The sequence below is a fragment of the Chlorogloea sp. CCALA 695 genome, from assembly GCF_003003885.1.
Lineage (GTDB): Bacteria > Cyanobacteriota > Cyanobacteriia > Cyanobacteriales > Chroococcidiopsidaceae > Aliterella.
Window position 1 is genome coordinate 16,367 of the sequence record NZ_PVWN01000003.1, and the last position, 24,508, is coordinate 40,874.

At 40.3% G+C, this 24,508-nt stretch carries 24 protein-coding genes and 1 pseudogene; 9 read left to right on the forward strand and 16 right to left on the reverse strand.

The window, feature by feature from the left end; translation table 11 throughout:
• The first annotated feature begins 124 nt into the window (after positions 1-124).
• Both C7B70_RS02575 and C7B70_RS02580 read left to right on the forward strand, forming a co-directional pair.
• Entirely contained in the window at positions 125-1,018 is an 894-nt protein-coding gene (locus tag C7B70_RS02575; protein WP_106367516.1) for a hypothetical protein, read from the forward strand.
• Positions 1,019-1,168: 150 nt separating this feature from the next.
• Positions 1,169-2,278 (forward strand): ABC transporter permease, encoded by a 1,110-nt coding sequence (locus C7B70_RS02580; protein WP_106367517.1) that lies wholly within the window; start codon positions 1,169-1,171, stop codon positions 2,276-2,278.
• Here the strand turns inward: C7B70_RS02580 and C7B70_RS02585 are convergent.
• Together C7B70_RS02585 and menA are read right to left on the reverse strand one after the other, a co-directional pair.
• On the reverse strand, positions 2,252-3,163 hold the full coding sequence (locus C7B70_RS02585; RefSeq protein WP_106367518.1) for an o-succinylbenzoate synthase: 912 nt from the start codon (positions 3,161-3,163) through the stop codon (positions 2,252-2,254). The two genes, C7B70_RS02580 and C7B70_RS02585, sit on opposite strands and share 27 nt — an antisense overlap.
• 70 nt (positions 3,164-3,233) lie before the next feature.
• A complete protein-coding gene (gene menA, locus C7B70_RS02590) occupies positions 3,234-4,139 on the reverse strand; it encodes a 2-carboxy-1,4-naphthoquinone phytyltransferase (protein ID WP_106367519.1) in 906 nt (301 codons plus the stop codon).
• Between the two features lie 485 nt (positions 4,140-4,624).
• Between menA and C7B70_RS02595 the strand changes: the two genes are divergently transcribed.
• Complete coding sequence (locus C7B70_RS02595) at positions 4,625-5,914, forward strand: isochorismate synthase MenF (protein WP_233220799.1); 1,290 nt, start codon at positions 4,625-4,627, stop codon at positions 5,912-5,914.
• Here C7B70_RS02595 and C7B70_RS02600 read toward each other — a convergent pair.
• Both C7B70_RS02600 and C7B70_RS02605 read right to left on the reverse strand, forming a co-directional pair.
• Positions 5,906-7,195: a glutamate-5-semialdehyde dehydrogenase gene (locus C7B70_RS02600; RefSeq protein WP_106367521.1), complete on the reverse strand. Its 1,290-nt coding sequence runs from the start codon at positions 7,193-7,195 to the stop codon at positions 5,906-5,908. The two genes, C7B70_RS02595 and C7B70_RS02600, sit on opposite strands and share 9 nt — an antisense overlap.
• Positions 7,196-7,200: 5 nt before the next feature.
• Complete coding sequence (locus tag C7B70_RS02605) at positions 7,201-7,644, reverse strand: DUF2141 domain-containing protein (protein ID WP_106367522.1); 444 nt, start codon at positions 7,642-7,644, stop codon at positions 7,201-7,203.
• Positions 7,645-7,821: 177 nt separating this feature from the next.
• Between C7B70_RS02605 and C7B70_RS02610 the strand changes: the two genes are divergently transcribed.
• Both C7B70_RS02610 and C7B70_RS02615 read left to right on the forward strand, forming a co-directional pair.
• Positions 7,822-9,642: an ABC transporter ATP-binding protein gene (locus tag C7B70_RS02610; protein ID WP_106367523.1), complete on the forward strand. Its 1,821-nt coding sequence runs from the start codon at positions 7,822-7,824 to the stop codon at positions 9,640-9,642.
• An 84-nt stretch (positions 9,643-9,726) separates the two neighbouring features.
• Entirely contained in the window at positions 9,727-9,963 is a 237-nt protein-coding gene (locus C7B70_RS02615) for an AbrB/MazE/SpoVT family DNA-binding domain-containing protein (protein ID WP_106367524.1), read from the forward strand.
• A 73-nt stretch (positions 9,964-10,036) separates the two neighbouring features.
• Here C7B70_RS02615 and C7B70_RS28660 read toward each other — a convergent pair whose 3' ends face one another.
• From C7B70_RS28660 to C7B70_RS02630, 3 genes are all read right to left on the reverse strand, one after another.
• Entirely contained in the window at positions 10,037-10,126 is a 90-nt protein-coding gene (locus C7B70_RS28660; protein ID WP_339376724.1) for a DUF1517 domain-containing protein, read from the reverse strand.
• A 287-nt stretch (positions 10,127-10,413) separates the two neighbouring features.
• Complete coding sequence (locus C7B70_RS02625) at positions 10,414-10,803, reverse strand: DUF5615 family PIN-like protein (protein WP_199192018.1); 390 nt, start codon at positions 10,801-10,803, stop codon at positions 10,414-10,416.
• The gene (locus tag C7B70_RS02630) at positions 10,790-11,050 is read right to left on the reverse strand and encodes a DUF433 domain-containing protein (RefSeq protein ID WP_106367525.1); all 261 of its coding nucleotides are present in this window, start codon (positions 11,048-11,050) and stop codon (positions 10,790-10,792) included. Before C7B70_RS02630 ends, C7B70_RS02625 begins: the two co-directional genes overlap by 14 nt.
• 152 nt (positions 11,051-11,202) lie before the next feature.
• Between C7B70_RS02630 and C7B70_RS02635 the strand changes: the two genes are divergently transcribed.
• The gene (locus C7B70_RS02635) at positions 11,203-12,735 is read left to right on the forward strand and encodes a serine/threonine-protein kinase (protein ID WP_106367526.1); all 1,533 of its coding nucleotides are present in this window, start codon (positions 11,203-11,205) and stop codon (positions 12,733-12,735) included.
• 44 nt (positions 12,736-12,779) lie between these two features.
• Positions 12,780-14,852: a serine/threonine-protein kinase gene (locus C7B70_RS02640; protein ID WP_106367527.1), complete on the forward strand. Its 2,073-nt coding sequence runs from the start codon at positions 12,780-12,782 to the stop codon at positions 14,850-14,852.
• Positions 14,853-14,943: 91 nt separating this feature from the next.
• Here the strand turns inward: C7B70_RS02640 and C7B70_RS02645 are convergent, their stop codons facing one another.
• Together C7B70_RS02645 and C7B70_RS02650 are read right to left on the reverse strand one after the other, a co-directional pair.
• Positions 14,944-15,315 (reverse strand): rhodanese-like domain-containing protein, encoded by a 372-nt coding sequence (locus C7B70_RS02645; protein WP_106367528.1) that lies wholly within the window; start codon positions 15,313-15,315, stop codon positions 14,944-14,946.
• Between the two features lie 262 nt (positions 15,316-15,577).
• Complete coding sequence (locus tag C7B70_RS02650; protein WP_106367529.1) at positions 15,578-16,030, reverse strand: rhodanese-like domain-containing protein; 453 nt, start codon at positions 16,028-16,030, stop codon at positions 15,578-15,580.
• A gap of 347 nt (positions 16,031-16,377) precedes the next feature.
• Here C7B70_RS02650 and C7B70_RS02655 point away from each other — a divergent pair, with 347 nt between their 5' ends.
• Positions 16,378-17,427, forward strand: a complete 1,050-nt coding sequence (locus C7B70_RS02655) for a fatty acid desaturase (RefSeq protein ID WP_199192024.1) — start codon at positions 16,378-16,380, stop codon at positions 17,425-17,427.
• 86 nt (positions 17,428-17,513) lie between these two features.
• Here the strand turns inward: C7B70_RS02655 and C7B70_RS02660 are convergent, their stop codons facing one another.
• Positions 17,514-17,810, reverse strand: a complete 297-nt coding sequence (locus C7B70_RS02660; RefSeq protein ID WP_106367531.1) for a hypothetical protein — start codon at positions 17,808-17,810, stop codon at positions 17,514-17,516.
• Between the two features lie 54 nt (positions 17,811-17,864).
• Positions 17,865-18,662 (reverse strand): tetratricopeptide repeat protein, encoded by a 798-nt coding sequence (locus tag C7B70_RS02665; protein WP_106367532.1) that lies wholly within the window; start codon positions 18,660-18,662, stop codon positions 17,865-17,867.
• A 94-nt stretch (positions 18,663-18,756) separates the two neighbouring features.
• Here C7B70_RS02665 and C7B70_RS02670 point away from each other — a divergent pair, with 94 nt between their 5' ends.
• Positions 18,757-19,659, forward strand: a complete 903-nt coding sequence (locus C7B70_RS02670; protein WP_106367533.1) for a carbohydrate ABC transporter permease — start codon at positions 18,757-18,759, stop codon at positions 19,657-19,659.
• Between the two features lie 4 nt (positions 19,660-19,663).
• Here the strand turns inward: C7B70_RS02670 and C7B70_RS02675 are convergent.
• The 5 genes and pseudogenes from C7B70_RS02675 to C7B70_RS02695 all read right to left on the reverse strand — a co-directional run.
• A pseudogene (locus tag C7B70_RS02675) lies at positions 19,664-20,875 on the reverse strand (alpha/beta fold hydrolase); the annotation flags it as partial.
• 154 nt (positions 20,876-21,029) lie between these two features.
• On the reverse strand, positions 21,030-21,413 hold the full coding sequence (locus tag C7B70_RS02680) for a hypothetical protein (RefSeq protein ID WP_106367535.1): 384 nt from the start codon (positions 21,411-21,413) through the stop codon (positions 21,030-21,032).
• 67 nt (positions 21,414-21,480) lie between these two features.
• Positions 21,481-22,959, reverse strand: a complete 1,479-nt coding sequence (locus C7B70_RS02685; RefSeq protein WP_106367536.1) for an SGNH/GDSL hydrolase family protein — start codon at positions 22,957-22,959, stop codon at positions 21,481-21,483.
• 206 nt (positions 22,960-23,165) lie between these two features.
• A complete protein-coding gene (locus C7B70_RS02690) occupies positions 23,166-23,603 on the reverse strand; it encodes a hypothetical protein (RefSeq protein WP_106367537.1) in 438 nt (145 codons plus the stop codon).
• A 41-nt stretch (positions 23,604-23,644) separates the two neighbouring features.
• Positions 23,645-24,175 (reverse strand): RICIN domain-containing protein, encoded by a 531-nt coding sequence (locus C7B70_RS02695; protein WP_106367538.1) that lies wholly within the window; start codon positions 24,173-24,175, stop codon positions 23,645-23,647.
• Positions 24,176-24,508: the final 333 nt, after the last annotated feature.

The window sequence follows — 24,508 nt, forward strand, 5'->3', positions numbered from 1 at the left end:
CTATGTACGAACACAACTATTATCAGTTGATAATTGAGTAAAATTTATGGAGGAAATAGAGATACATTCAATAATAAAGTAAAATTAGTATTAGGAGCCTTTATATAGTGATTACAGTTGAATAATGATGCAATCTAACAGATTAAGGCGATTGGAGAATATTCTCGATGAAGCGGTCACAAACGGGGCAAGAGATCAGAATTCTGCAAGGGTTTTATTGGAGGCAATGAATCTTGATTTTGCGCCTCAAAATATTGTGGGTTTCTACGAACTTTTGAGCAAAGCAAAGGAAGATGCAAAAAGTTTAAGGAATTTTTCGAGAATCGATAGATACATTAAAGTAATAGAGGATCTTAATACAGTTTTTATTACTAATCATATTTATGGTTCACTGTGGAAGACATTTGCTGATCATATTGAAAGTGGAAATGTTCTTAATACATTAGACGCACTAGCCAATTATCTGCATTCACAAGAGCCGAAAATATTTTTAGAACAAAATTTTTTAACAGAACTTAGAAATGAGCTTGAAGAGTTATTAAACAAAGTTTTGAAATCAGACTTGTCTAAAGAATTACAAAAATATTTGTCTGTAAGAATTGAAAATATCTTAAAAGCAATACGCATATATAATATCGATGGAACCAAAGGATTAGAAGATGCTGCTAAATCATTGTTAAATGATTTATTACTCACAGAACATAAACTAAAAGACGAAGATAAGCAAAACCCCATATATACACAAGTTAAGGCATGGGGAATTAACCTAACAATATTTTTGACCTCAATGATTGGGGTTGTTCCCGATATATGCGAATTTTGGATACCTAACTTTCAAGTCCTAGCCGCAGATAGTGAGAAGATAGCTGAAATTCTTAGTGAGGAATCAGATATTCAAGAGGTTTTCAAAAAAGCTTCAGATATACTTAAACAAGAGCCAAACAAAAGCATTTCAGCCAAGGAGCAAAAAGCTCTTCCTCCTTCAAAGGAGGATGTAAAAAATGACATTGAAAATTAAATTTTGATAAAGTTATTTTAGGTAAATTGGTAAGGTGTCCCATTGACTGTTTGCGAAAATGCGATCGCACTCCCACAAAAAGAAGTGCGATCGCGCTTCTTCTAGTCCAGATACGCTAATCTATTCCTAATTGGCAAAAAGGAAACGGCGATGAATTGGTGGCAACGACTGAAAAAAAATCCTTTAGCCCGATTTGGGGCGATATTACTGTTAATTTTCTATATATCAGTATTTGCGGCGGATTTTGTTGCCCCTTACGATCCCTACGATGCTCAAGCAAATGGCTCTTTATTGCCGCCAACTACAGTTTATTGGAATGACGAGGCGGGGTTTGGGCCTCATGTTTATCCTACAACTCAGGGTAAGACAGATTTGGAAACAGGCGATCGCAAATTAATTGTAGATCGTCAAAAACCTGCATGGTTACGGCTATTTGTCCAAGGTGCGCCTTATCAAATGTTTAAGTTTAGTCTGCCTTTACCTCCCACTTTTGCGGAAGTAGAAATATTTGGCGGTATTCCTGGCAATTTACACTTGTTTGGAACTTCAGGAGACGCGGAGTTTAACCTACTTGGTACAGATGAACAAGGGCGCGATCAATTTACGCGATTATTACATGGTGGGCGAATTAGTCTTAGTATTGGCTTACTAGGGATTGCAATTACTTTTCCTTTGGGTATGATTGTCGGTGGTATTTCTGGCTACTTTGGCGGCTGGACAGATAGTATTATTATGCGCTTGGTAGAAGTGCTAATGACGATTCCGAGTTTGTACCTTTTAGTTGCTTTAGCGGCAGTTTTGCCACCAGGGTTGAGTAGCAGCGAAAAATTTATTTTAATTGTCTTAATTACTTCTTTTATTGCCTGGGCGGGTTTGGCAAGGGTAATTCGCGGACAAGTGCTATCAATTAAAGAGCGCGAATTTGTCCAAGCAGCTATTGCTATGGGTGGCAATTCGTTTTACATTATTCTCCGCCACGTTTTGCCCCAAACGGCTAGTTATATTATTATCTCTGCAACTCTTGCCGTTCCAAGCTTTATTGTGGCGGAGTCGGTACTTAGTTTGATTGGTTTGGGAATTCAGCAACCCGATCCTTCTTGGGGTAATATGCTGTCGCTGGCAACTAATGCCTCAATTTTAGTGCTGCAACCTTGGCTAGTTTGGCCGCCAGCGTTACTAATTATTCTGACTGTATTGGCGTTTAATTTGCTCGGTGATGGATTGCGCGATGCTTTAGATCCCCGGAGTATTCGGCGGTAGAAAGTTATCAATCCCAAATCCGACAGCGCGATTAGGGTTAGCTAATTCGACGGCTAAGTTTAAAGCTGCTTGTCTGCCAATTTCTGTTTCAAAGGATGAGGAGAAAACAGCGTCAATGTTGTACGTTTTGCAAAACTGACGCAAGCGAGAAGGATAACCAATAATGCTAGGTTTAATCACAAAAATCCCTTGCCATCCCTTTTGATAGCAAGCTTGGAGTTGATTAAAAGTTGCCACCGATTCATCAAGAGCGATCGCAGTATTATATAAATTACTTAACTCCTGCATCTGCTCAAACTGTTCTATCCCTAGCGGTTGTTCGATAAATTCAATTAATTTACTACTGTCACTTTTTTGCAACCATATATTAGCTTCGTCGTAAGTCAATCCGCCATTAGCATCTAAGCGCAATTTTACAGGTTTTGGAATTTGGGTAAAGGCGGCAAAAATTTCTAATTCCTCCACAATTGGGTAAACTCCAATTTTCCATTTAAAAGTACGATACCCTTGTTCCCAAAGCTTACCCCATTGTTGTAATGCGTCTTTTCCGGCACTTAGTAAGCCACTGTAGGTTAGATGGTTTGAATTTTGATTTTTGAGTGCCAAAGCTGACTCAAAGCCAAATTGACAAGCTGGGAGCGAGTCAGGAATTGAGTAAATAGTTTCTGTGGTAATTTCTGTGGGTAGTTGATGACAATAATTGAGGGCTTGGGTTACAGTTTCAGTACCAAACCAGCTAATCGGGGCAATTTCTCCCCAACGGGTTTTACCTAAGTTATCTGTAAGACTTAAAATAATCCCTTCCCTAACTTCCCATTTGCCGTGACTTGTTTGCAGAGGTTGCTTAAACTTGCGTTGGTAAGGCTGAAAAGAGAATTGGTACATTAACCGTTATTGGGATTGGGTTTCTGTCTTCTTTTAGAAAATACAGACGTTCCGGTGGAACGTCTCTACATTAACCGCCTGCAATCATAAATCCCAAACTCAGCAGTAATCCGCTCCAAAAATGTAAGGCTACGGCGATAAACTTACAATTACTAACTATGTCTGGGCGATCATGATTTTGCTGTACGTGTCGAACTAATTTAACCGCAAAAGGGCAACTCAACCAAATAAGTAATGTCCACATTGGAAAGCTTCCCAAGGCTACTAATACCGTTGTCAGTACATAAATGCTTCCACCCAGCCAAGGTAATAAATTAGCAGCTTTTAAAGTACCTAAACGCACAATCGGCGATTTTTTCCCGGCGGCTAAATCATCGGCTATTTGGTGAAAGTGTGAGCAAAATAAAATTAAACTTGTAGCAACTCCCACCACAACTGAAGCTGATAAGCTAGTCAGAGAGAAGCTTTGCGCTTGACTATAGTAAGCGGCGGCGACAGCCAAGGGGCCAAAACAAATAAAGCAAATGATTTCGCCTAAACCTTGATATCCCAAGCGAAAAGGCGGCCCTTGATAGGTGTAGCCTAATCCGCAACACAATAGAATTAAGCCAATAATAGTTACGTCTTTTTGCCAAAAGGCGATCGCAAGTATCCCAAATAGACCTAAACCTAAAAACAAATTACCTAACCAAAAAATTAGCTGTTTGTTTCCAGTTAAATTTACCAGAGAATGAGCTTTATTTTTATCAATTCCTGTTTCTGAGTCAAAAACATCGTTACTAAGATTAATCCAAGCAACAATCAAAATCGCTGATATCAAAAAAGTAGCAAAATGCCATCCTTGAAATATTTTAGTTTCGGCAAAAGCTACCGCCGTTCCCACCCAAATAGGAATAATAGCAACACTATACATCGGCGGCTTAATTGCTGCCATCCACAAGTTAGGTTTTGCGTAGGAGATAAATTCGGTAGTCATAATATTAATTCAATTCTTTTTATTGTCGTTCCAAAAAAGTGTTAAATAAAAGATGCTTTGATTTATTTACGAACAACTGAATATCAAACCTTTAGTTTAATAGCATTTAATTGGGGTTTTATATTCATTTTTTTATACAACTTAATTTTTCAAATAGGACAGTTATTCGCTAACATAAAGGTATGTTGCTAACAATAGCTAGGACTTATATACTATACGGGAGACAAAGGTACAGTAATGAGCATAAAACTTAATCTTTGACTAAGTGGCTAAAGGTTGCCCCAATATGATACCCCTAGAAATATCATCACAAGAAGCCGCTTTTTAAGAACGGAAGTTTAAAAAAGTTTACTATTTTTACATCCATGCCAGTTCTACCTTGTCTTACCAGTTTTTCTTTAGACTACAAAAAACTATATCAATTTCTCTTAGCTTGCCAGCAAAAATGTTTGCTCAATAGTTGCCAGCAATTCGTTAGCATACCTATGGCAATTGAACAAGTAGATCCGTTAGTTGTTTTTGAGAATATTGCCCAATTTGAACAATTAAACTTTTATTTTGAGCATAAAGGCAAACAAGAAGCAACGGCGGCAATGGATGCGATCGCTCATTTACACTTACAAGGTAAAAATAGATTTAGTAAAGTTCAAGAGTTTATCAAATCTTGTCAGGCAAAGACAGTAATTTTTAGCAATCTTAATAATATTGCTTTACCGCCGCGTTTTTTCTGTAGTTTTAGTTTTTTTGACGAAAACGAGGCAAATTATCCTTTTCCCGCCGCCACCGTATTTTTACCACGCTGGCAAATTACTAAGTGTATCGACTTCTGTGTATTAGTTGCGAATCTAGTCATTGATGCGAAGACAAACTTAGAACTACTACTAGACGAGTTACAAAATAATATTCAAAATATTCTCAGCTTAGATGGTCGGTTAAATAAATATCATCTACCAGGCAAGTTAATCAAAAAAGATGTATCAAATATAGACAGATTCAAACAAACAATCTTATCAGCGCTTGAATCTATCAAGCAAAAAAAGCTTGACAAAATAGTTTTAGCTCAAACCTTAGATGTGTTGGCTGGCAAAGATTTCAGTTTATATAACTCTTTAAATAATTTGCGGCAAATCCACCCAAATTGTTATGTCTTTTCGACAAGTAACGGCAAAGGACAAAACTTTATCGGTGCAAGTCCAGAGCGTTTAATCAGTATACGCGATCGCCAATTAGTTATCGATGCCTTAGCAGGAAGCGCCCCACGAGGAAAAACCGCCACCGAAGACGCAGACTTAGCAAACTTATTACTAAATAGTGACAAAGAAAAACGCGAACACAAAGTAGTTATAGACTTTATCACTCAACACTTACAGGCGCTAGGGATAGAAGCCAATATATTACCCCCCAGATTGCGCCAACTATGCAATATTCAACACCTGTGGACACCGATAGAGGCAAAAATCCCCGTTAATGTGCATCCTTTGGAGATTGTGGCACAATTGCACCCTACCCCCGCCGTTGCCGGAGTTTCTAGAGAGTTAGCTTGCGCGGAAATTCGGCGTTATGAAGACTTTGAACGCGGATTGTACGCCGCACCTTTAGGATGGGTAGATTACCAAGGAAACAGCGAATTTATTGTTGGGATTCGTTCGGCTTTAATAGATGGCGATCGCGCTAGACTATACGCAGGAGCAGGAATCGTCAAGGGTTCTGATCCAGATAAAGAATTAGCCGAAATTCAACTCAAACTCCAAGCACTGCTTAAAGCTTTAGTCTAAATCCCGATGTTGAAAAGATTTAGCATCAACCCCGGTATAAGTTGCCGCAATGTGTCCGTCACCGACAAGCTGATACTTGTAAGTAACTAGCCCTTCTAAGCCCACTGGGCCGCGCGGGGGTAGCTTTTGGGTACTAATTCCCACTTCTGCCCCAAAACCATAGCGGAAGCCGTCAGCAAAGCGCGTAGAACAGTTGTGATAAACCCCGGCGCTATTAACTTGAGATAGGAAAATATTTGCAGTGGTAGAATCTTCCGTTGCGATCGCATCGGTATGTCCTGAACCATAATAATTAATGTGGGAAGTCGCATCGGCCAAAGAATCGACTACTTTAATTGACAAAATCAAATCGCTATATTCTGTCTCCCAGTCGGTATCATTGGCGAAAGCTACATCAATAATTTTGCACGTACTTTCATCGCCTCTTAATTCTACTGAGCGTTCTTTCAAAGCACTAGCTACAACGGGGAGAAACTTCGCCGCAATATCAGTATGGACTAGCAACGTTTCAATCGCATTGCAAGCGGCGGGATATTGGGTTTTGGCATCAATGGCAATTTCTACAGCTTTGGCTATATCCGCCGCCGCATCCACGTATAAATGACAGATGCCTTCAGCGTGACCTAATACAGGAATATGAGTATTATTTTGCACAAAGCGGACAAAAGAATTTGAACCTCTAGGGATAATTAAATCTACATACCTATCTAACTTTAATAGTTCTAATGTTTCTTCCCTAGTTGTAAGTAATTGCACAACTTCAGGGCTAATGTTTGTTTGAGCGAGTCCGTTGTGAATTGCTGTTAAGATTGCTTGACAAGAGTTAATCGCCTCTTGTCCGCATTTGAGAATTACGCCATTTCCCGACTTAATTGCCAAAGTAGAAATTTGAATAGCCGCGTCGGGTCTAGCTTCAAAAATAACTCCCAAAACCCCTAATGGACAAGTAACGCGCTTAAGGATTAAATTGTCATCTAGTTGGCGATGAATTTGAATTGCACCTACAGGATCGCTTAAATTGGCAACGTCTCGCACTCCAGCAATTGCATCGTTTAGCTTGGCTTCGTCCAACTTTAGGCGGTTGTATAAAGGTTTGGGAATGCCTGCACTGACGGCGGTTTGGCAATCAATCCCATTAGCAACTATAATTTTGGGCTTTGCTGATTCTAAAGCTAGTGCGATCGCATTTATTGCCCGATTTTTCTCCTCAGTGGTAAGCGTGGCGAGATTTTGGGCATGATTACGACAAATAGACGCGACTTTAATTAAAGAATTATCCATATCAATTAATTTAAGTATTGCATCGCGATCTTGATAGTTTTATTTTGACTAAAGTCAAAACTTGCTTCCGTAAACTTAGGAGGACGGGTTTTTGCTTTAGGATTGTTAGAAATCCCAAAACCTTCTGATGGAATCCCTAAAAAGTTGGTATTTAGCTTACTGTCGCTGTTTTTATCTGCATACAAAGCAACGGCATACTTACCAGGTTTTAAGCCGTAAAAGTGTTTACTGGCAACGGTTCCCGTAACTTTAGTACATCCGCTTTGCACCACACCTCTAGCACTTGCCGGAAATCCTTGATCGTTAGCGTAAACTCTTAGGCAAACTTGCCCCGATTGATGCCTCAATCCATCTATTACAACTGTTAACTTTGCGCCCTGTTGCGCCTGTACTGATAAAGGTATCAAGCCCGATAAAGTAGCTAGTAAAAATACATTAAATTTGTTCATATAAAGTAGCTAGTAAAAATACATTAAATTTGTTCATACCTTATTTTAGGAAAAATCCGCATTGGCGACAAGCAAGGCAAAGTCAATCTCTAGCATGGTGACAAGGGGAAATGCGATCGCTACTCTGAAGGAAATGTCAAAATAAGAAAGTTACAAAAATTACTATTTAGGCTCCTAATGACTAGCGTATCACCTGCAACACCGCCTTTGGAACGTCGCAAGCCAAGGGAAAACGATTGGCGACTGTTCCTCCGGTTAGTACCTTATGCGCGTCGTCACGGGCGATTGCTATCGATTTCGATGTTGTTGCTTGTACCTTTGGCGATATCTGGGGCGCTGCAACCTATTTTAATTGGACAAGCAATATCTTTAATTCGCAAAGAATCAAGTGCTTATGAATTTTTGCGAAATCTCCCCCTAGCGCAAGGATTGGGGATTCTAGAAGGATTATTACTAATAACCGTTGTCATTAGGCTAGTATTTTCCGGGATTCAAGGCTATTTGGTACAAAAAGTAGGTCAACAAATCACCGCAGATATTCGAGACGATTTATTTGAGCGCGTTACCTCTTTAGCGGTACGTTTTTTTGATCGCACTCCGGTAGGAAAATTGATAACTCGTCTGACTAGCGACGTTGAGGCGTTGGGAGATGTATTTACAACTGGGGCGATTGGGATTGTCAGCGATATATTTTCGATGCTGGTAATTATTGTATTTATGTTTCGGGAGCAATGGCAATTAGCTTTGATGTTGGTGTTGATGCTATTGCCAATTACCGCGTTAATTGTTTACTTTCAGCAGCAGTACCGCAAAGCAAATTACAAAGCTAGAGAAGAATTATCAGCGCTCAATTCTACTTTGCAAGAAAATATAGTTGGCATTAACGTAGTGCAGTTGTTTCGCCGGGAAAGATTCAACTCCCAGTTGTTTCGCACTACCAATGAGCGCTATATGAAGGAAGTAGATGCAACTATCTTCCACGACTCCGCCGTCTCAGCAACTTTAGAATGGATTGCTTTAGTTGCGATCGCTGCTGTACTCTGGCTAGGTGGAATATTTATCTTGCGCCAACAGCTAGATATTGGGCGTTTATCCACCTTTATCTTATTTGCTCAACGATTATTTGACCCTTTGCGCCAGTTTGCAGAAAAATTCACCGCTATTCAAGCAGGTTTTACAGCCGTAGAACGAGTTAGCGATATTTTAGACGAACCGATTGAAATCCGCGACCCCGAAAAAGGCAAACGGGCGATCGCGTCTATGATATCTATGGGCGAAATTCGGTTTGAAAATGTCTGGTTTGCCTACAAAGACGACGATTATATAATTAAAGACTTGAGCTTTACGATTAAGCCTGGCGAAAAAATTGCTTTAGTTGGGCCGACAGGCGCGGGGAAAAGCTCCATAATTCGTCTATTATGTCGCCTGTACGAACCTAGCCGGGGACGTATCCTTGTAGATGGAGTAGATGTAAGAGATTTACCGCAATCAGAATTACGCCGTCGTATGGGGGTAATTTTACAAGAAGGTTTCTTATTTGCGGGGGATGTCAAAAGTAATATTACCTTGGGCGATACTTACTCTATGGACGAAATTCGCTCCGCCGCCCAAAAAACCAATGTAGACAAGTTTATCGAACAATTGCCCCAAACCTACGATACCCAGTTGCGAGAGCGAGGTACAAACCTTTCTAGCGGTCAAAAACAGTTGTTAGCCTTTGCACGGGCGGCTATTCGCAATCCACCAATATTAGTATTAGATGAAGCAACCGCGAGCTTGGATGTGGGTACAGAAGCTTTGATTCAAGACGCGCTAGATAAATTGCTAATTGGACGTACTGCGATCGTGATTGCTCATCGCCTTTCTACTATCCGTAATGTAGATCGAATCTTTGTCTTGAAGCGCGGACAATTAATTGAGTCGGGTACTCATGAGGAATTATTGCAACAAGAGGGACTATACGCCAGCTTGCATAACCTGCAAATGTTTGGAAGTTAGATTATATTTTTTTTGCAATCCCAAATTCTAGGCATTTTCAGACTCAATGTCACAATATCTACAGCCTGACATTATTTGATTAATATGACAGAAGTGATAATACGTGTCAACGAACAAGGAAAAGTTGTAATCCCAGCCAATTTACGCCAGGAATTAGGTTTAGTTTCTGGGTCAAAGTTGATAGTTCACTTGGAAGGTAGAAGAATTGTTTTAGAGCAGCCAGAGGATGTTTTTAGGCGGCTGCGTTCTACTTTTAATTCTCCCAAATCTTTAGTCGATGAGTTAGTTGAGGAGCGACCTACAGAGGCGAGACATGAGTAGTTATGTTTTAGATCCGTCAGCAATTTTAGCTTTGCTTAATTTGGTGTTGCCCAATTTTTGGAACGCCTAACAATTAGTCGATTTGAGCCATGTTTGTATATTCAGTCAATAACTCATCAAGAGTGTCTGTTTCTACTTGAGGACTCCAGATTAACTCAAACATGATCAAAAGGATAAGCTAAATTTCATTTTCCTAAGTCTGCAAGTTGAGGGGGAAGTTTGATATTACCTCTAGCCGTCCGCAACTGACCTTTTTCTAAACGCACTTTACCTCTAATCATCGCTATTTGCGCCTGTCTTAGCGCTTCGGCTTTAGTTATTGATATTCTTAACTACGGATATAGTTGGGACATTAGGGCTAAAGTCCCTTCATAAATACCTCATTTAGGCTCAGTATAAGGCGAGGCTGCTAATAGGCAAGTAAAAACTGCCTATTCTACTGTGACTTTTTTAATATTCTTGGATAGTAAAAACTTTTACAGACGTGCCTTTTTGATTCTGCTTTTTAATCCGAATTAGCCTGCCTTGCAAAGAGCGATCATCTTGTAAAATAAATTCATCAATTAGCTGGACTTGTCCTTTATAATCTTGATCGTCTTTACAAATAATAATTCCACTATGAGCTTCGCCTTGTTGATGTAGAGAAACAAAATCGTCTCGATTAAGAGTAATAATAATTTTATTTCTTTCTTGAGCAAACTTCAAAACGTTTTCATCGCTAATAGACTTATTCGCTTGCTGGGCTTCGTAAGAGGTTAAAACATCATAATCAAGCTGCCGTAGTTCTTCAATTATCGCTCTTGGAAGATTCTCGTCAGCATAAAATCTAATCGTTTTCATCCCAGCTAGCGATTAATTGGTCAATTTCTTGTGAATATTGACCATAATATGACCAAGCTGCTGCTAAATCTTGTTGATTTAACCCTAGATAATTTCTCAGTAATTCTTCTTCCGATGCGCCCTGCTGACGAAAAGAAACCAGCGTCCAAACAGGGATACGAGTGTCTCGAATCCGTGCATTTCCGCCACAGACTCCCGCAGTTTTTTGAATTAGTTTATTCTGGTTGTGTTGTAGAAAAGATAACATACGCGCCAACTAGCTAAACAGCCAAACTCTTACAGTTTTTTATGAGTTCGTGTAGCATTACTGTTTACAGGTGTCAACACCGATCTCTTGATAGTATAACGTTAGCTTTGAATGCGATATCGCCTTAGTTGGTTAATCAATCTCTTTAACCTATGCCCTTATACTGCACCAAAAACCATATAAACCAGTCAGGAAGCGGCTTTTGTACCAGTTGCGGCGAAGTTTTGTGGCTGCTACCTGGGTATATTCTCGCCAGTCGTTATCGAATTAGTCAACACCTCGGACATGGTGGTTTTGGGCGCACTTATTTAGCAGAAGATTTGCATCGGTTTAACGAGCGCTGCGTACTCAAACAATTTGCCCCCCAAGAACAAGCAACTAGCCAGTTAGAAAAAGCTAAGATGTTGTTTGAACGTGAAGCCAGCGCCCTCTACAAGCTCTCACACCCGCAATTACCAGCATTTCGAGAGTTTTTTGCTGCCGATTTGGGCAAGGGGGCAAAGGGATTGTTTTTAGCCCAAGATTACATTGAAGGCACAACTTATAGCGATTTACCCAAGCCGTTAAGTGAAGCAGAGGTGAGTAAGTTAATTAGCCAATTGCTGCCAGTATTAACTTACATTCACTCCCAAGGAACAATTCACCGCGATATCTCTCCTGATAATCTAATTTTACGCAACGAAGATCGCCTGCCAGTATTAATTGATTTTGGCGGTGTAAAGCAATTAGTCACTGCAAGTATTAACCAAAACGGACAAGTATTGACTAAGTTGGGCAAACAAGGCTACGCTCCCGAAGAACAGTTAAGATCGGGGGAAGTGTTGCCTAGTAGCGATTTGTATGCGTTGGCGGTAACGGCGATAGTATTAGTTACAGGTAAAGAACCAGACGAATTGTACGATAGCTATAAGGGAACTTGGCGTTGGGGTAAGGAAATTAGAGTTAGTGGCAAGTTAGAGAAAGTATTAAAAAAAATGCTGGCTTATAAACAGTGCGATCGCTACAAATCGGCAGAGGATGTGGCAAAAGCTTTGAAATTACCTGCTAATTTACCAGAAATAACTAATCTCTCGCAAATCGCTACAGTTAATGTAGTCGGACAAAAAAACTTGCCAACGCCCATCAGCAAACCCCAAGGCAATACACAAGTTTTGGTTGCGAGTCCTAGGTTTGGTTGGCTAAAACCGATAGTTTTAAAAGTTGCAGGCGCAGGTTTGCTATTATTTGTAGTTATAAATGCCTTGCCTTTGCTAAGTTCGTTAAAGTCATTAGTACCTGTAATAGCACCTACTGTAACGGTTACAGACGCTCAAGTTGCAAACTTAGTTCGTCGCCGCCAAGCGCTCAAAATTAATTCAAGGTTTTTTAATACCACAGTAAACGAGGCTTTTTATCAGAAACACCCCAAGTTAAATCGCCGCAGTTTAAAACCTGCCCCTGAAGACGCAGATTTGAGGACTGATTGGTACAATATTGCCGAAGACTTGCTGAATAAATTAGATAGTCTCAGTCCCGAAGCAAGGCTTAAACTAGGTACTTATAGCAAAACTAATCGCCATCAGTTTAAACAAGAGAGCGATCGCAAGTTTTATCAATGGTTTCCTCAACAGCGAGGTAAAAAACTTAATCCCAATACTTATGGTCAAATTTGGGAAGCGATCGCCTTTGATAAAATCCGCCTTTAGGAAAGGGTGATAATAACAAATTAGTGATGTTTTCTTGACTGCCAATGCCGCCTACAACTCCTCAATACTGCACCAAAGGACACGAAAACCCGTCAGGAAGTCGCTTTTGTCTTCATTGTGGCGAACAAATGGTATCAGCACCCGCACCCCAGGGTATTTATTCAGGGCTAATTTTGGGCAGTCGCTATCGAGTTATTCGCCAATTAGGACAAGGTGGTTTTGGGAAAACTTATCTAGCTGAAGATGTCAACCGCTTTAATGAATTGTGCGTACTAAAAGAATTTGCTCCCCAAGTGCAAACTAGCGCGGTTTTACAAAAAGCTGAGGAATTATTTGCCCGTGAAGCTGGGGTACTTTATCAACTGCAACATCCCCAAATTCCCCGTTTCCGTGAATTATTCCGCGTCAATGTTGAAACCAAAGACTATTTATTTTTAGTCCAAGATTATGTAGCAGGAAAAAACTTATTTTCTTTGCTGCACTCCCGTCAACCACCGCGATTGACAGAAGCTGATGTAACGCAATTATTGCTAGATATTTTGCCAGTTTTAGAATACATCCATTCTTTGGGAGTAATTCACCGCGATATTTCCCCCGATAACTTAATACTGCGAGATTCTGACTCGCGCCCGGTATTAATAGATTTTGGTGGAGTCAAGCAAATTGCCGCCACTGTATCCCAATTAGCCCAGTCTGAAGCCGGAAAAGCTGCCCCTCCAGCCACGTTACTCGGAAAGGTAGGGTATGCCCCTAACGAGCAAATGCGGACGGGTACAGTTTACCCTCACAGCGATTTGTATGCCTTAGCAGTAACGGCTTTAGTATTGCTAACCGGAAAAGAACCCCAATCATTAATCGATCCGCGCACCTTATCTTGGCAGTGGCAACAAGAGGTAAATGTTAGCAATACCTTAGCTACGGTACTAAATAAAATGTTGCAGCCAAAAATGAGCGATCGCTATCAAACTGCGCGAGAAGTTTGGAGTGCCTTAAATACTTCTACTCCCGAAAATACTTTAGCCATTGCGCCAGCTTATACCGGGGCTTCGGTAATTAATACTTATCAAGCACCAACCCCTGATAGTTATCCTAGCCCCCCCGGATTCCCCATCGGCAAAACAATACTCGGATTTTTGTTTTTATTCGGGTTAGCAAGTGCGACTTTTTGGGGAGTAGGTAGCCTAATGAAGTCTACTAATGTTGTGCCAATTATCGAAACGCCATCCCCACCTATAGCAAGTGTTAGTCCATCAATTACACCCACACCTACACCCCAGTTACCCGCCGCCGAAAGAGCGATCGCCGATGCTTTAATTACTAGACGACAAAATCTAGGCATTAGTGAAACCTATTACTTTAGCGTCATGGATCGGCTATTTTGGGCAAAATATCCCGATTGGCAAGGGCGCAAACTTACAAGCGATCCAGCTTACGCAGAGATACGGAGTCAATGGTATAAAATTGCGGATGAATTGCTCGATAAACTCGAAACAATTAGTGTTACTTCACGGCAAAACTTGGGAAACTATACTAAAGCCGATCGCGATCGCACGGTAAACGCAATTAATCAAGTATTTGTCGGTAGCCGCTCGTTGTACGATCTTACCGATGCTGCCTTTTTTAACTTATTTCCCGACCAAAAAGGCAAAAATTTTGTTACTCAACCCGTCGGGCAAATTTGGAGTGCGATCGCCCAAGACAAAGCTAGTAATATTATTGCAGGTACAGCTTACGAAAAAATTGTCTTTGCTCCCGATACCACTAGCACCCAACTAAGCGGTAGCCTCAATCCTGGTGAAGGAAAGGTTTTTGTAGCCCAGTTAGTGCAAGAGCAATTGATGAAACTCGATTTGCAAGCAGAAGCTCAAGTTTTGGTTTCTATCTATTCTCCTACAGGTAAAACTTCATTGTTAGAAGACTCTGCAACTCGCACTTGGTCGCAAACTTTACCTGAAGATGGCTACTACGAAATAGTTGTAGTTTCAAATGCCTCAACGCCGATGGATTATCAACTTAATTTGAGTGTAGAAGATAAATTACCGCAGCCCATAATTGAGCCAATCGCCCCCGACGCAACCCCAACACCGACACCTACAGAAACCTTACCTAGCCAGTAATCAGGCGTAAAATCTTAAGGTTTTAGACCTAATATTATTTTACTTTTTGGCGGCGAGGCTGAATAAGATAAGTGAAAAAAATATCCGAGTGTTAGGCTGCTTGCGAAGTTGATACAGGGTAATCTAACGCTCGCCAAGCTGCGACTCCGCCTCTTAATTCCGATACATTCTGAAACCCTGCATCCCGCAATAGTGACGCAGCAAAAGCTGTTTCTTCATCGGTTTCGCCGTAAATATAAATATCGCGGCTGTTTTCTAAAGATGATTTCGCGCGATTTACAAGTTCTGACACGGGCATAGGAATAGCACCTAGTATATGCCGAAAATTAAATTCTGTGCGATCGCGTGCGTCAATAATTGTCAATGCTGGTTCGCCCCAATCTAACCTTGATTTCAATTCAAAAACTAGCGACTTAGCCTTAAATGGTGGCGGTGTGGGGATCATTCCTAAAAACTGAACCATAACTATTACATTTATTAATTTTCTTTTTCATAATGTAACAAAAAACTTTAATGTTTACAAAGTTTTGGGAATAATTCTCAGAATTTTGGGTCATTAATGAGTAACAATCTACTTATCTATATTTATTTATTGTCATAGTGTGTCCTGTCGTACACTTATTCAAATAAATAACCCACCTCTAAAAGTCTAAAGGTGGGTATTTTAAGCCCTGTTATTTTAATTAAATGCAGTTGGACTATTAATTTTTAGGAAAAAACGTTATCTACACGTCTTTCTTTAGAGTTTCAGCGTGATTTTGCAATCTAGATACTACATTGTAGTCATCCGCACCCGCCGGAGTTCTCGACTCGATAATGCCTTCAGTAGGCCCGCCGATGGCTTTCCATGCTGGTAAACCACCTTTTAGCTCAGATATATGCTCAAATCCAACACTGCGGAGTTGTTGGGCGACAAGGGAAGTTTCTTCATCGGTTTCGCCATAAATGTAAATATCGCGACTAGGAGCAATAGTATTTTTGGCAATTTCTACCACTTTATCTTTAGACATTGACATAGCGCCCATGATATGCCCATCATTGTAGACCATGCGATCGCTCACATCAAGAATTGTAAAAGCAGGTTCTCCCCACTCTAGACGGGATTTCAGTTCGTGAGCATTGGATTGCGAATCGATGGGTGGCTGGGAGGGAATAATGTCACCGATAGGATTATTCATAGGTTTGTCCTATTTGATTTGATTACACGCAATGTACCAAGGATTCCACTCTTAAACGATCTTTCTTTAGAATGAATCCTAAAACAATTGGGTATGAAGTTTGAGATGAATCTGCTTTGAACGAATTAATCGCCAAAAATCACTAAGCTTGTCACCATCAAGTTTAGAACTTTTAACTTGACGCTATCTATGGTTTTGGATACTTTATAAATCAATTTTGTAACTCTTGTACGCAAAAATTTTACAAAAATATATCTTTTGAAGGATAGAATAAGTGCTGTTGTCTAAAATCAAGTTTAAGCAAAAACTGCGTGCAGTCAAACTCCATCGAGCAAAACAATTCTTCTCTGCAAGAATTACCACATAATAGTTACTCAGAACTTCCCTTTACTCTAAAACAATTGAGAGCCGCAATTCCTGGTTATTGCTTTGAACCATCGGCGAGGCGATCGCTTTTTTACTTTTTCAGCGATATTACAATTATTGGCATCCTCTATTGGGGAGCCGCTTTTTTTGATTCTTGGTTGGTTTATCCCTTTTTCTGGCTGATACAAGGTACGATGTTTTGGGCGCTTTTTGTGGTTGGACACGACTGCGGTCATGGTTCTTTTTCCCAGAAAAAATGGCTCAATAATTTAATTGGGCATTTATCCCATACACCACTTCTTGTCCCTTACCACGGCTGGCGCATTAGTCACAGAACCCACCATCAAAATACAGGAAATATTGAAACCGACGAAAGCTGGTATCCCGTTACCGAAGCGAAGTATCGAGAAATGCAGTGGTGGGAAAAATTCCTGCGTTTTGAGGTATTTCTGCTGATGTATCCACTTTATTTGTTCAAACGTTCTCCTGAGCGGGAGGCTGCCTCTCATTTTATGCCCGATAGTCCTCTATTTCGCCCCTCTGAAAAGTGGGATGTGATTGTTAGTACAATTTGTTGGGCATTAATGGTTGGCTTTTTGGGCGGCTTAACTTATCAATTTGGTTGGTTGTTCCTGCTGAAATACTACGCCGGGCCTTATTTAGTATTTGTGGTTTGGCTTGACTTGGTAACTTTTTTGCACCACACAGAGTCTGATATTCCTTGGTATCGCGGCAAAGATTGGTATTTTCTCAAAGGTGCATTATCTACCATTGACCGCGATTATGGTGTTTTTAATAACATTCACCACAATATTGGTACTCATGTAGCGCATCATATCTTTTTAAATATGCCGCACTACCACCTAAAAACTGCTACAGCATCAATTAAGCCCCTATTAGGTGAGTATTATCGTAAATCAAATGATTCTATCTTCAAGGCACTTCTGCATTCCTGGAAGAGTTGCCATTTTGTTAAGGATCATGGGGGTAAAGTTTTCTATCAAAGCAAGAGTGATTTGACTAAAGGATAATTTAGTTAACTATCGGATTGTAGAGGCGTGTTAATAGCACGCCTCTACAACGAAAACTTGTAATTATCTAAAAACAAACAAAATAATTACTCCCAAGTAGAAATACTCCGCAGCACATCAGGAATTTGCTCCTGAGTGGCGGGAAACTCCAAAATAGTCTCGCTTAAGCCCAAATATCGGGATTCGCTAAACGATAACAGCATCCGAGATAATGCTACCCATACCTCGGCTTCGTATTCCCAGTCACGATTGCGGTAAGCTTGTCCTGCAATCGAGCGTAACGCCCAAAAATAACTATTTCTGACTACTGAGCCACCTTTTTTAAATTCTGGGACATCTTCTTTATGGATGTAAAGAACCATAGCTTCAATTTTGGCTCTCATAAATTGTAAACCTGGCGCGATCGCAACTACTCTATAATGACCAAATTTACAAACTTAAGCATCAACTATTTCAAAGTTTGATCCCAATATTTGTTGAATTTGCTCAATGCAATGAATAGTTTTTTGATAAGCTGCTTGGTTTTTTTGAGTAATAAAGTTTTTTGAAGCTTGTTGTAAGTCTTGAATAGCTGCTTGCTGGTAACCTAGCTGATGTCTAGCAATACCTCTATTTACATAAGCTTGGGAATTAGCTGGGTTGAGTTGCAAAGACGTTGTAAAGTTTGCGATCGCATTATAATAATCCCCATGCAGAAAGCAAGTACAACCTCGGTTATAATAAGCCCTAGCATCCTGGGGATTGAGCCGAATTGCTAGAGAAAAGTCTTGCATAGCTGCTTGATAGTCGGCTAATTCAAACCTAGCGAGTCCTCTATCGGTATAAATGTCTGCTAATAGAGAATGAGACATACTTGTAAGTTGTACCAAAGCAAGATTTAGATCAGCGACGGCTTTGAGGTAGTTTTTCTCGCCAGCTTCAGCTAAGGCGCGATTGTAGTAGGCGCGAAAATCGCACTTATGCAAAGCAATTACGCGATCGCTATCGATAATAGCAGCTTGATAGTTTCCTTGGCGGTAGTAGGCAATAGAGCGGCTGAGGAGGGGTTCTGTAGGGTTATTTGCTAGAGTAATTGCCTTAGTACAGTCAGAAATCGCACTTTGGTAATCAGCTAACTCAATTCGCGCATTACACAATTGACTATAAACTTCTGCTTGGCTGTTTTGCGCAGCTACCGGGGAAGTAAAGGCAAAAGTTACGATAACGAGTATTATGACTGATAATATTTTCTGCATAGGTTCTCTTTTTGCACTGTTGCTATTTTGAGTTGAAAGCCTTTTGCAGTCAAAAGACAAGTTGTAAAACTTGCAGCTAATTTTAATAAACTAAATGCAAAAAACCATCTCTGCAAACCGAGTATTAATCCAACGCTTGACTCCCTATTTATTTTTGCTTCCAGCGCTGTTGATTTTGGGATTAACGGTATTTTTACCAGCTATGCAAGCTTTTTATCTCAGCTTTACTCGCTACGAGTACGATTTGACGCAACCGCCGCAGTGGATAGGGTTAGCTAATTTTAAACGTTTATGGAGCGATCGCGTGTTTTGGAAAACTCTGCAAAACACCGTACTTTATCTTATTGGTGTCGTGCCGATTTTGGTAACTTTTCCACTTGCGATCGCAATTTTAGTTAACCAAAAACTCCGGGGAATGAACTGGTTTAGAGCCGCCTTTTATACCCCTGTAGTAATTTCTATGGTGGTGGCGGGAATTGCTTGGCGCTGGCTGTACGCCGAAAATGGCTTACTCAACCAAATTATTAAAAGTGTTTTTGCTGTTAAAGAGGGTGTCGGGTGGCTAACCAGCCCTCAATTTGCCCTATTTAGCGTCATGGCAGTAACGATATGGAAAGGTTTGGGGTATTACATGGTTATTTACTTAGCAGGGCTGCAAGCTATCCCCGCAGACTTGTACGAAGCCGCCGCTATAGATGGTTCTGACGGTATCTCTAAGCATTGGGATATAACGGTTCCTTTGATGAAACCTTATATAGTTTTGGTAGCTGTAATCTCGGCAATTTCAGCTACCAAGGTTTTTGAAGAAATCTACATTATGACTCAAGGAGGCCCGCGCAATAGCTCCAAAACAGTAGTTTATTATCTCTACGAGCAAGCCTTCCAAAACCTAGAAATTAGTTATGCTTGCACAATTGGGTTAGTGCTGTTTTTGGCAATTTTGGGCTTATCTATCTTGAATTTGAAGCTATCGGCTGGGAGATCGAGTATTAGCTAGGGATTCATAGAGCGATCGCATTTTCTGGCTGATGAATAATGCCCGCAACAATTTTCCAGGGATTAGCGGTGGCTTCTGTAGCTGGAGGTTCTGTAGCTTTAGCGGTAGGTGCAGGTGGATCTTTGCGGAAAGTGTAAGTAACGCCGATTCGCTCTAGCTCAACTTCTTTCGTATCTGTCCCTGGCTCTTTTTTATAGCGAATCGCCGAGCCACTGACGATCGCAATATTATCGCTCAACATTTTTGCGCTGAGGTTATCTACATCTAGTTTGCTACAAGTGAAGTTTTGCTTTTTCAATAGCCCCATAAATTGGGTAAAAACGCCCTCAACCTCCTGTTCTGTAGTCATTGTGGCTACGACTCCTGTAGTTATCAAAATAGAACCCAAAGCAAAGAAAGGAAGTATTAATTTAGGATCGAGTTTGTTAAATACCTCAGAATATTTGATAAATTGTGCTTTTACAGCTTCAATTTCGTTAGACATATTAGATTTGCTCCTTTTAAGTAATTTGAAAATTTCTGGATGAATGCGATAGCGCCAGCGCGCCCGGTTACGGGCTTCGCAAATTCCGGCGGGTATATCGTGTCCAACACCGTCCATTTCGATTAGTTGAGAATCAGCGATTAATTTGGCGTACTCTATAGCATGAGTAGCGGGAATTAAAGGATCGGCTGTACCGTAGAGAATGAGAGTAGGAATATCGATTAAAGCTAAATCTGGTATGGGCGATCGCGCGATCGCACTTAGTTGATGAGTTATACAATTAGGGTTGTAGCGTGTACTTTCCTCTACACTGTCTTTGTATAACTGGGTGTACAAAGGAATATCAAGCGGATAAGTTGTACCAACCAGCACCGACCAAAACCCCAAATATTCCTCTAACGATGGGACTTTAGCAAAGAAAGATAGAGATAAAATACTGCTCTTTGTCAAGGCCGAAGCATCAGCAAAAGAGACAATAGAAGTAAGAGACAAAACCCGTTTGGGGTAGCTAATAGCTATCCGTTGCGCGATCGATCCTCCCATAGATGCACCGATAACGTGCGCTTTGTCAATCTCCAATGCTGTGAGCAACTCTACGCTATCGGTAGCCAGATCATCTAAAGAATAGGGTTTTGTTTCCCAGTCCTTAGTATTGCTCCAGGTTGATAAACCTATATCTCGATTATCGAAGCGAATGACGTAGTAACCTTGTTCTACTATAGGTTCGTAGAAGTAAGGAAACCAGTTACTGACAACCCAATCCCATAATTAAGAGTACGGCGGGATGTGTGCGATCGCCAAAGGTTTCTACATAAATGTCAATATTGTTGGCTTTAACAGTTGTTTGCATGATTTTGTGGTCATAAACCATAAGTTGTTATTTTTATTACTCCGGTGAATCTCTGATTGCAATTACTACGTCACCAATCATAAATTCAGCTTCTGCAAATGCTTTGATTACATCTTGATTAGACTTTTCACCTGTATCAAATCGTCTTAGTTCTGCCGCTTTTAGATGTCTATGTGCTTGACGAAAACCATTACCTTTGCGCCCTACATCTGTGGTTTTAATTAATGCTACTGAGGTGGCACTTGTAGCCGCCAAAACTTTTATCCAAAATGGTTCAAGTTCTTCTGTAAAAGTAGCGACTAACACAGATGATACTACTGAAATCACTCCTAAAGCTATGTAAGTGGAGTGTAAGCTTATTGCACTGTAATGCCATCTTTTGAGTTGAGATTTTATTTCTTTGTCAATATTTTGGGTCATGATTGTAATCCTATCTAGTAGTCAAAGCGATCGCTTACCGATTAAGCGTAAAAACCACTAATTCTTATTAATAAAAACCGCTAAGAATATCGAGTAGTTTTTTTAAAGGTGTACGGTGATAGAGAAAACCTAATGTATTTTCTAAATACTCTAAATTTGCTGGAGGGGCTGTCAAAAGTTTGTCCGACTTTACTATATCGCTCCACCAACTTTGTGGCTGATTGATAGCAACACCAATATCTTTCATTTTCATCAAAAACTCATGAGCAACTAAGCCATAACATACAGGAGTCGGGTGAAATCCATCTAAGCCAATAAGTCCACCTATAAATCTATTTTCTGGATTATTGTCGTTAGGGTTTAGACGAATATACCGAGTGTCTATCAGAGGTTTTTCTGCTGAAGTTATTCGGTGCGGAACATTAGTTCTTAATGCGTCAATTAATTCTGTTGGAAAAGTATAGCTAACCTTTCCCCCCTGACGACGAAATGCTAATTGATCGAGCTTTTCACACAGATCAACAACATGAAATCCTTCCTGGGTAGCAACCTCTTTGATAGCTTGATTGTACTGGTCAATAATATCATCTATTAATTTGGCTTCTGTACCTACTAAATGAGGATATTGTTCAGGGTTTTTACTAAACTCATCATCCCAAATCCAAAAATGAGTATAAAACTCATAGTATCCATTTGAAGCCAGTGCGTCTGTTCCCGTTCTTCCAGGAGTAATGCCGCGACATATTGGAGGAATAGTAACATGAGGAATAGTTGCTAGAAAAACGTTTTTAGCATTTATAGCTTTAATTTGAGGAATAATTCTTTTAAGTAGTTTTCGGAAATGTTCTGGTTGCCAAAGATTGCAGCTTTGTTCGCCTGCTAATTTATAAATGTCTTCGGGTTTAGACCAATTAATTTTTAACTGAATAACCGTACCTAAACAGTTATTTGACCCTAGCCAGAAAATTAAATTATCAATTCCACCCTGCGTTTGAGCAATTTCTTGAGCAGCAGTGACTTGTGAATATTGCTCAAATTGACCATTTAAACTTGGATTTAATGTTCTCCTTGCAGCACGATACATTGCTAACTCAGGTAGTTGTTGAAAAAAGTTATCTTTAAGTTTTTGCTTTTGTAATATACGGCGGCAAACTGCGTCTGTTAGCGTGTCACAATTTCCTAGTTTAAATCCTAAAACGCCTAAATTGTGATGTAAAGAACCCGTACCGGAAGCTTTGGTTCCTTCTCCTGTTTCCCAATAATCTTCTACGCGATCAAGTAGATTTTGCACTGCTAAAAAGGCAGGAGCAATTTCAAATAAATCAATTTTATTTCCAAATTTTTCAACTAGCAGGCGTAACAATTTTTCTATATTTAGGGGTAAACCACCTTCACCTGTAAAATCAGGACGTTTGAATTGATCTAAATCTGGATCGCCAAGACAACGGGCAATTAAAGCAGGATATGCAATATCTGTACGACAAACACCCCCGCTAGTAACGCCGTGAGTCAAGCTATCACCGATCGCAACGAGTGGAACTGGCATAATTCTTCTCCATTTTTAAAAGTTTGTAGTTATCAGTGTAAAATTTTGGATGACCAAAAAACAATTTTGAGTACGAGTTTTTGATAGTTTGACCTACTAAAAACTTATGATTAACAGCGATCGCATTAATTTACTATTAGAAAATGATGGGCGATCGCATTTTCAAACTTTTGGATTATTGCCTGAAATCCTGACGAGATTGCCAACTAGGAAGCATTTTGACAAGCTTGTGCTGCAACATTTTCACTGGTGTCGGTTCTAACTTGACGGATTTCTGTTTTACTACAACTACCAAATCGAGTTTGAGTACATATCTCAACATTTTTATAAAGTAGCTTATTCACGCAACTAGCAATTCCATCGGGTGAACCACCTCTAGGCTGACTAGAACCAGTGGGAGCGGTGTTATTTGTAGGTTGAGGCTGTGGTTGGGCAGAACTTGGACAGCCAAACGGCGTACAAGCATCGCCTACAGGCGGATTAGGGCAACCAAAGGGATTACACTCTGCTGCACTTGATGGGGAACAGCCAAAGGGGTTGCAGCCAGCAATGGCGGGTTTATTGGCGAGGGCGATCGCAATGGCGCTGACTGGAATTGTTAGCAAAAATGCTGTAGTTAGCGACTTTTTGAGAGTTTGTAACATTTATTAATTCCTATTTAAGTGTGCTGATTAACTTAATCTGCTCACCAACTCCATCTTTGATCTGTTATTGAATTATTGTCTCGGTTACGTCCAGACAGTTCACAATCCCAAAGTTGTAACTGTGCGCCATTCTGTTGACCTGGAGCGCCAGCAATATCAATACACTTCCCAGACAGTTGATTTTTAATGAATCCTCTACTCGTCAATGCCCATCTTTGATCTGTATCAGGATCGGAGGTTTCACAATCATAGAGTATCAATGGCGTACCATTGGCAGTCCCTGGATAACCAGATACATCAAGACATTTTCCAGAGAGCGTATTTATGATGAATCCTCTACTCGTCAATCTCCATCTTTGATCTGTATCAGGATCGGAGGTTTCACAATCATAGAGTATTAATGGCGTACCATTAGCAGTGCCTGGATAACCAGATACATCAAGACATTTTTTAGACAACAGGTTCCTAACAAGCCGTCCACTAGCCTGTTGTGCAAAGGCACTTTGGCTTACATCAACACACATCGCCATTAAGCAAGCTGTACCGTAGCATAGAAATCTCTTTAAATTCATTTCTTACTTCCTTATTCGTAACTCAAACATGACTATTTATTTAACTGCTTAATATGGGATAACACTCACGCTAGTTAGGTTATCCTGTACATCTGCCGTTTAATTCCAGAAAGGCATTAGCAACTTTTGCTGCGCCTTAACTCAATCAATCACCTCAACGAGATCGTACTTATCAAGAAAAAAGTTTGACTGCTTGTGGTGCGAACAAATCCAAGTTAACCGTTAAATATCGGCTTTGTCAGTCGGTAAAAGGTCAGTAAAAAGTCAGATAAAAGTCAGTAACTTAGCTAAATGCGATCGCACTATTCCACCTTTTTGTCAGGAATTGCTGGG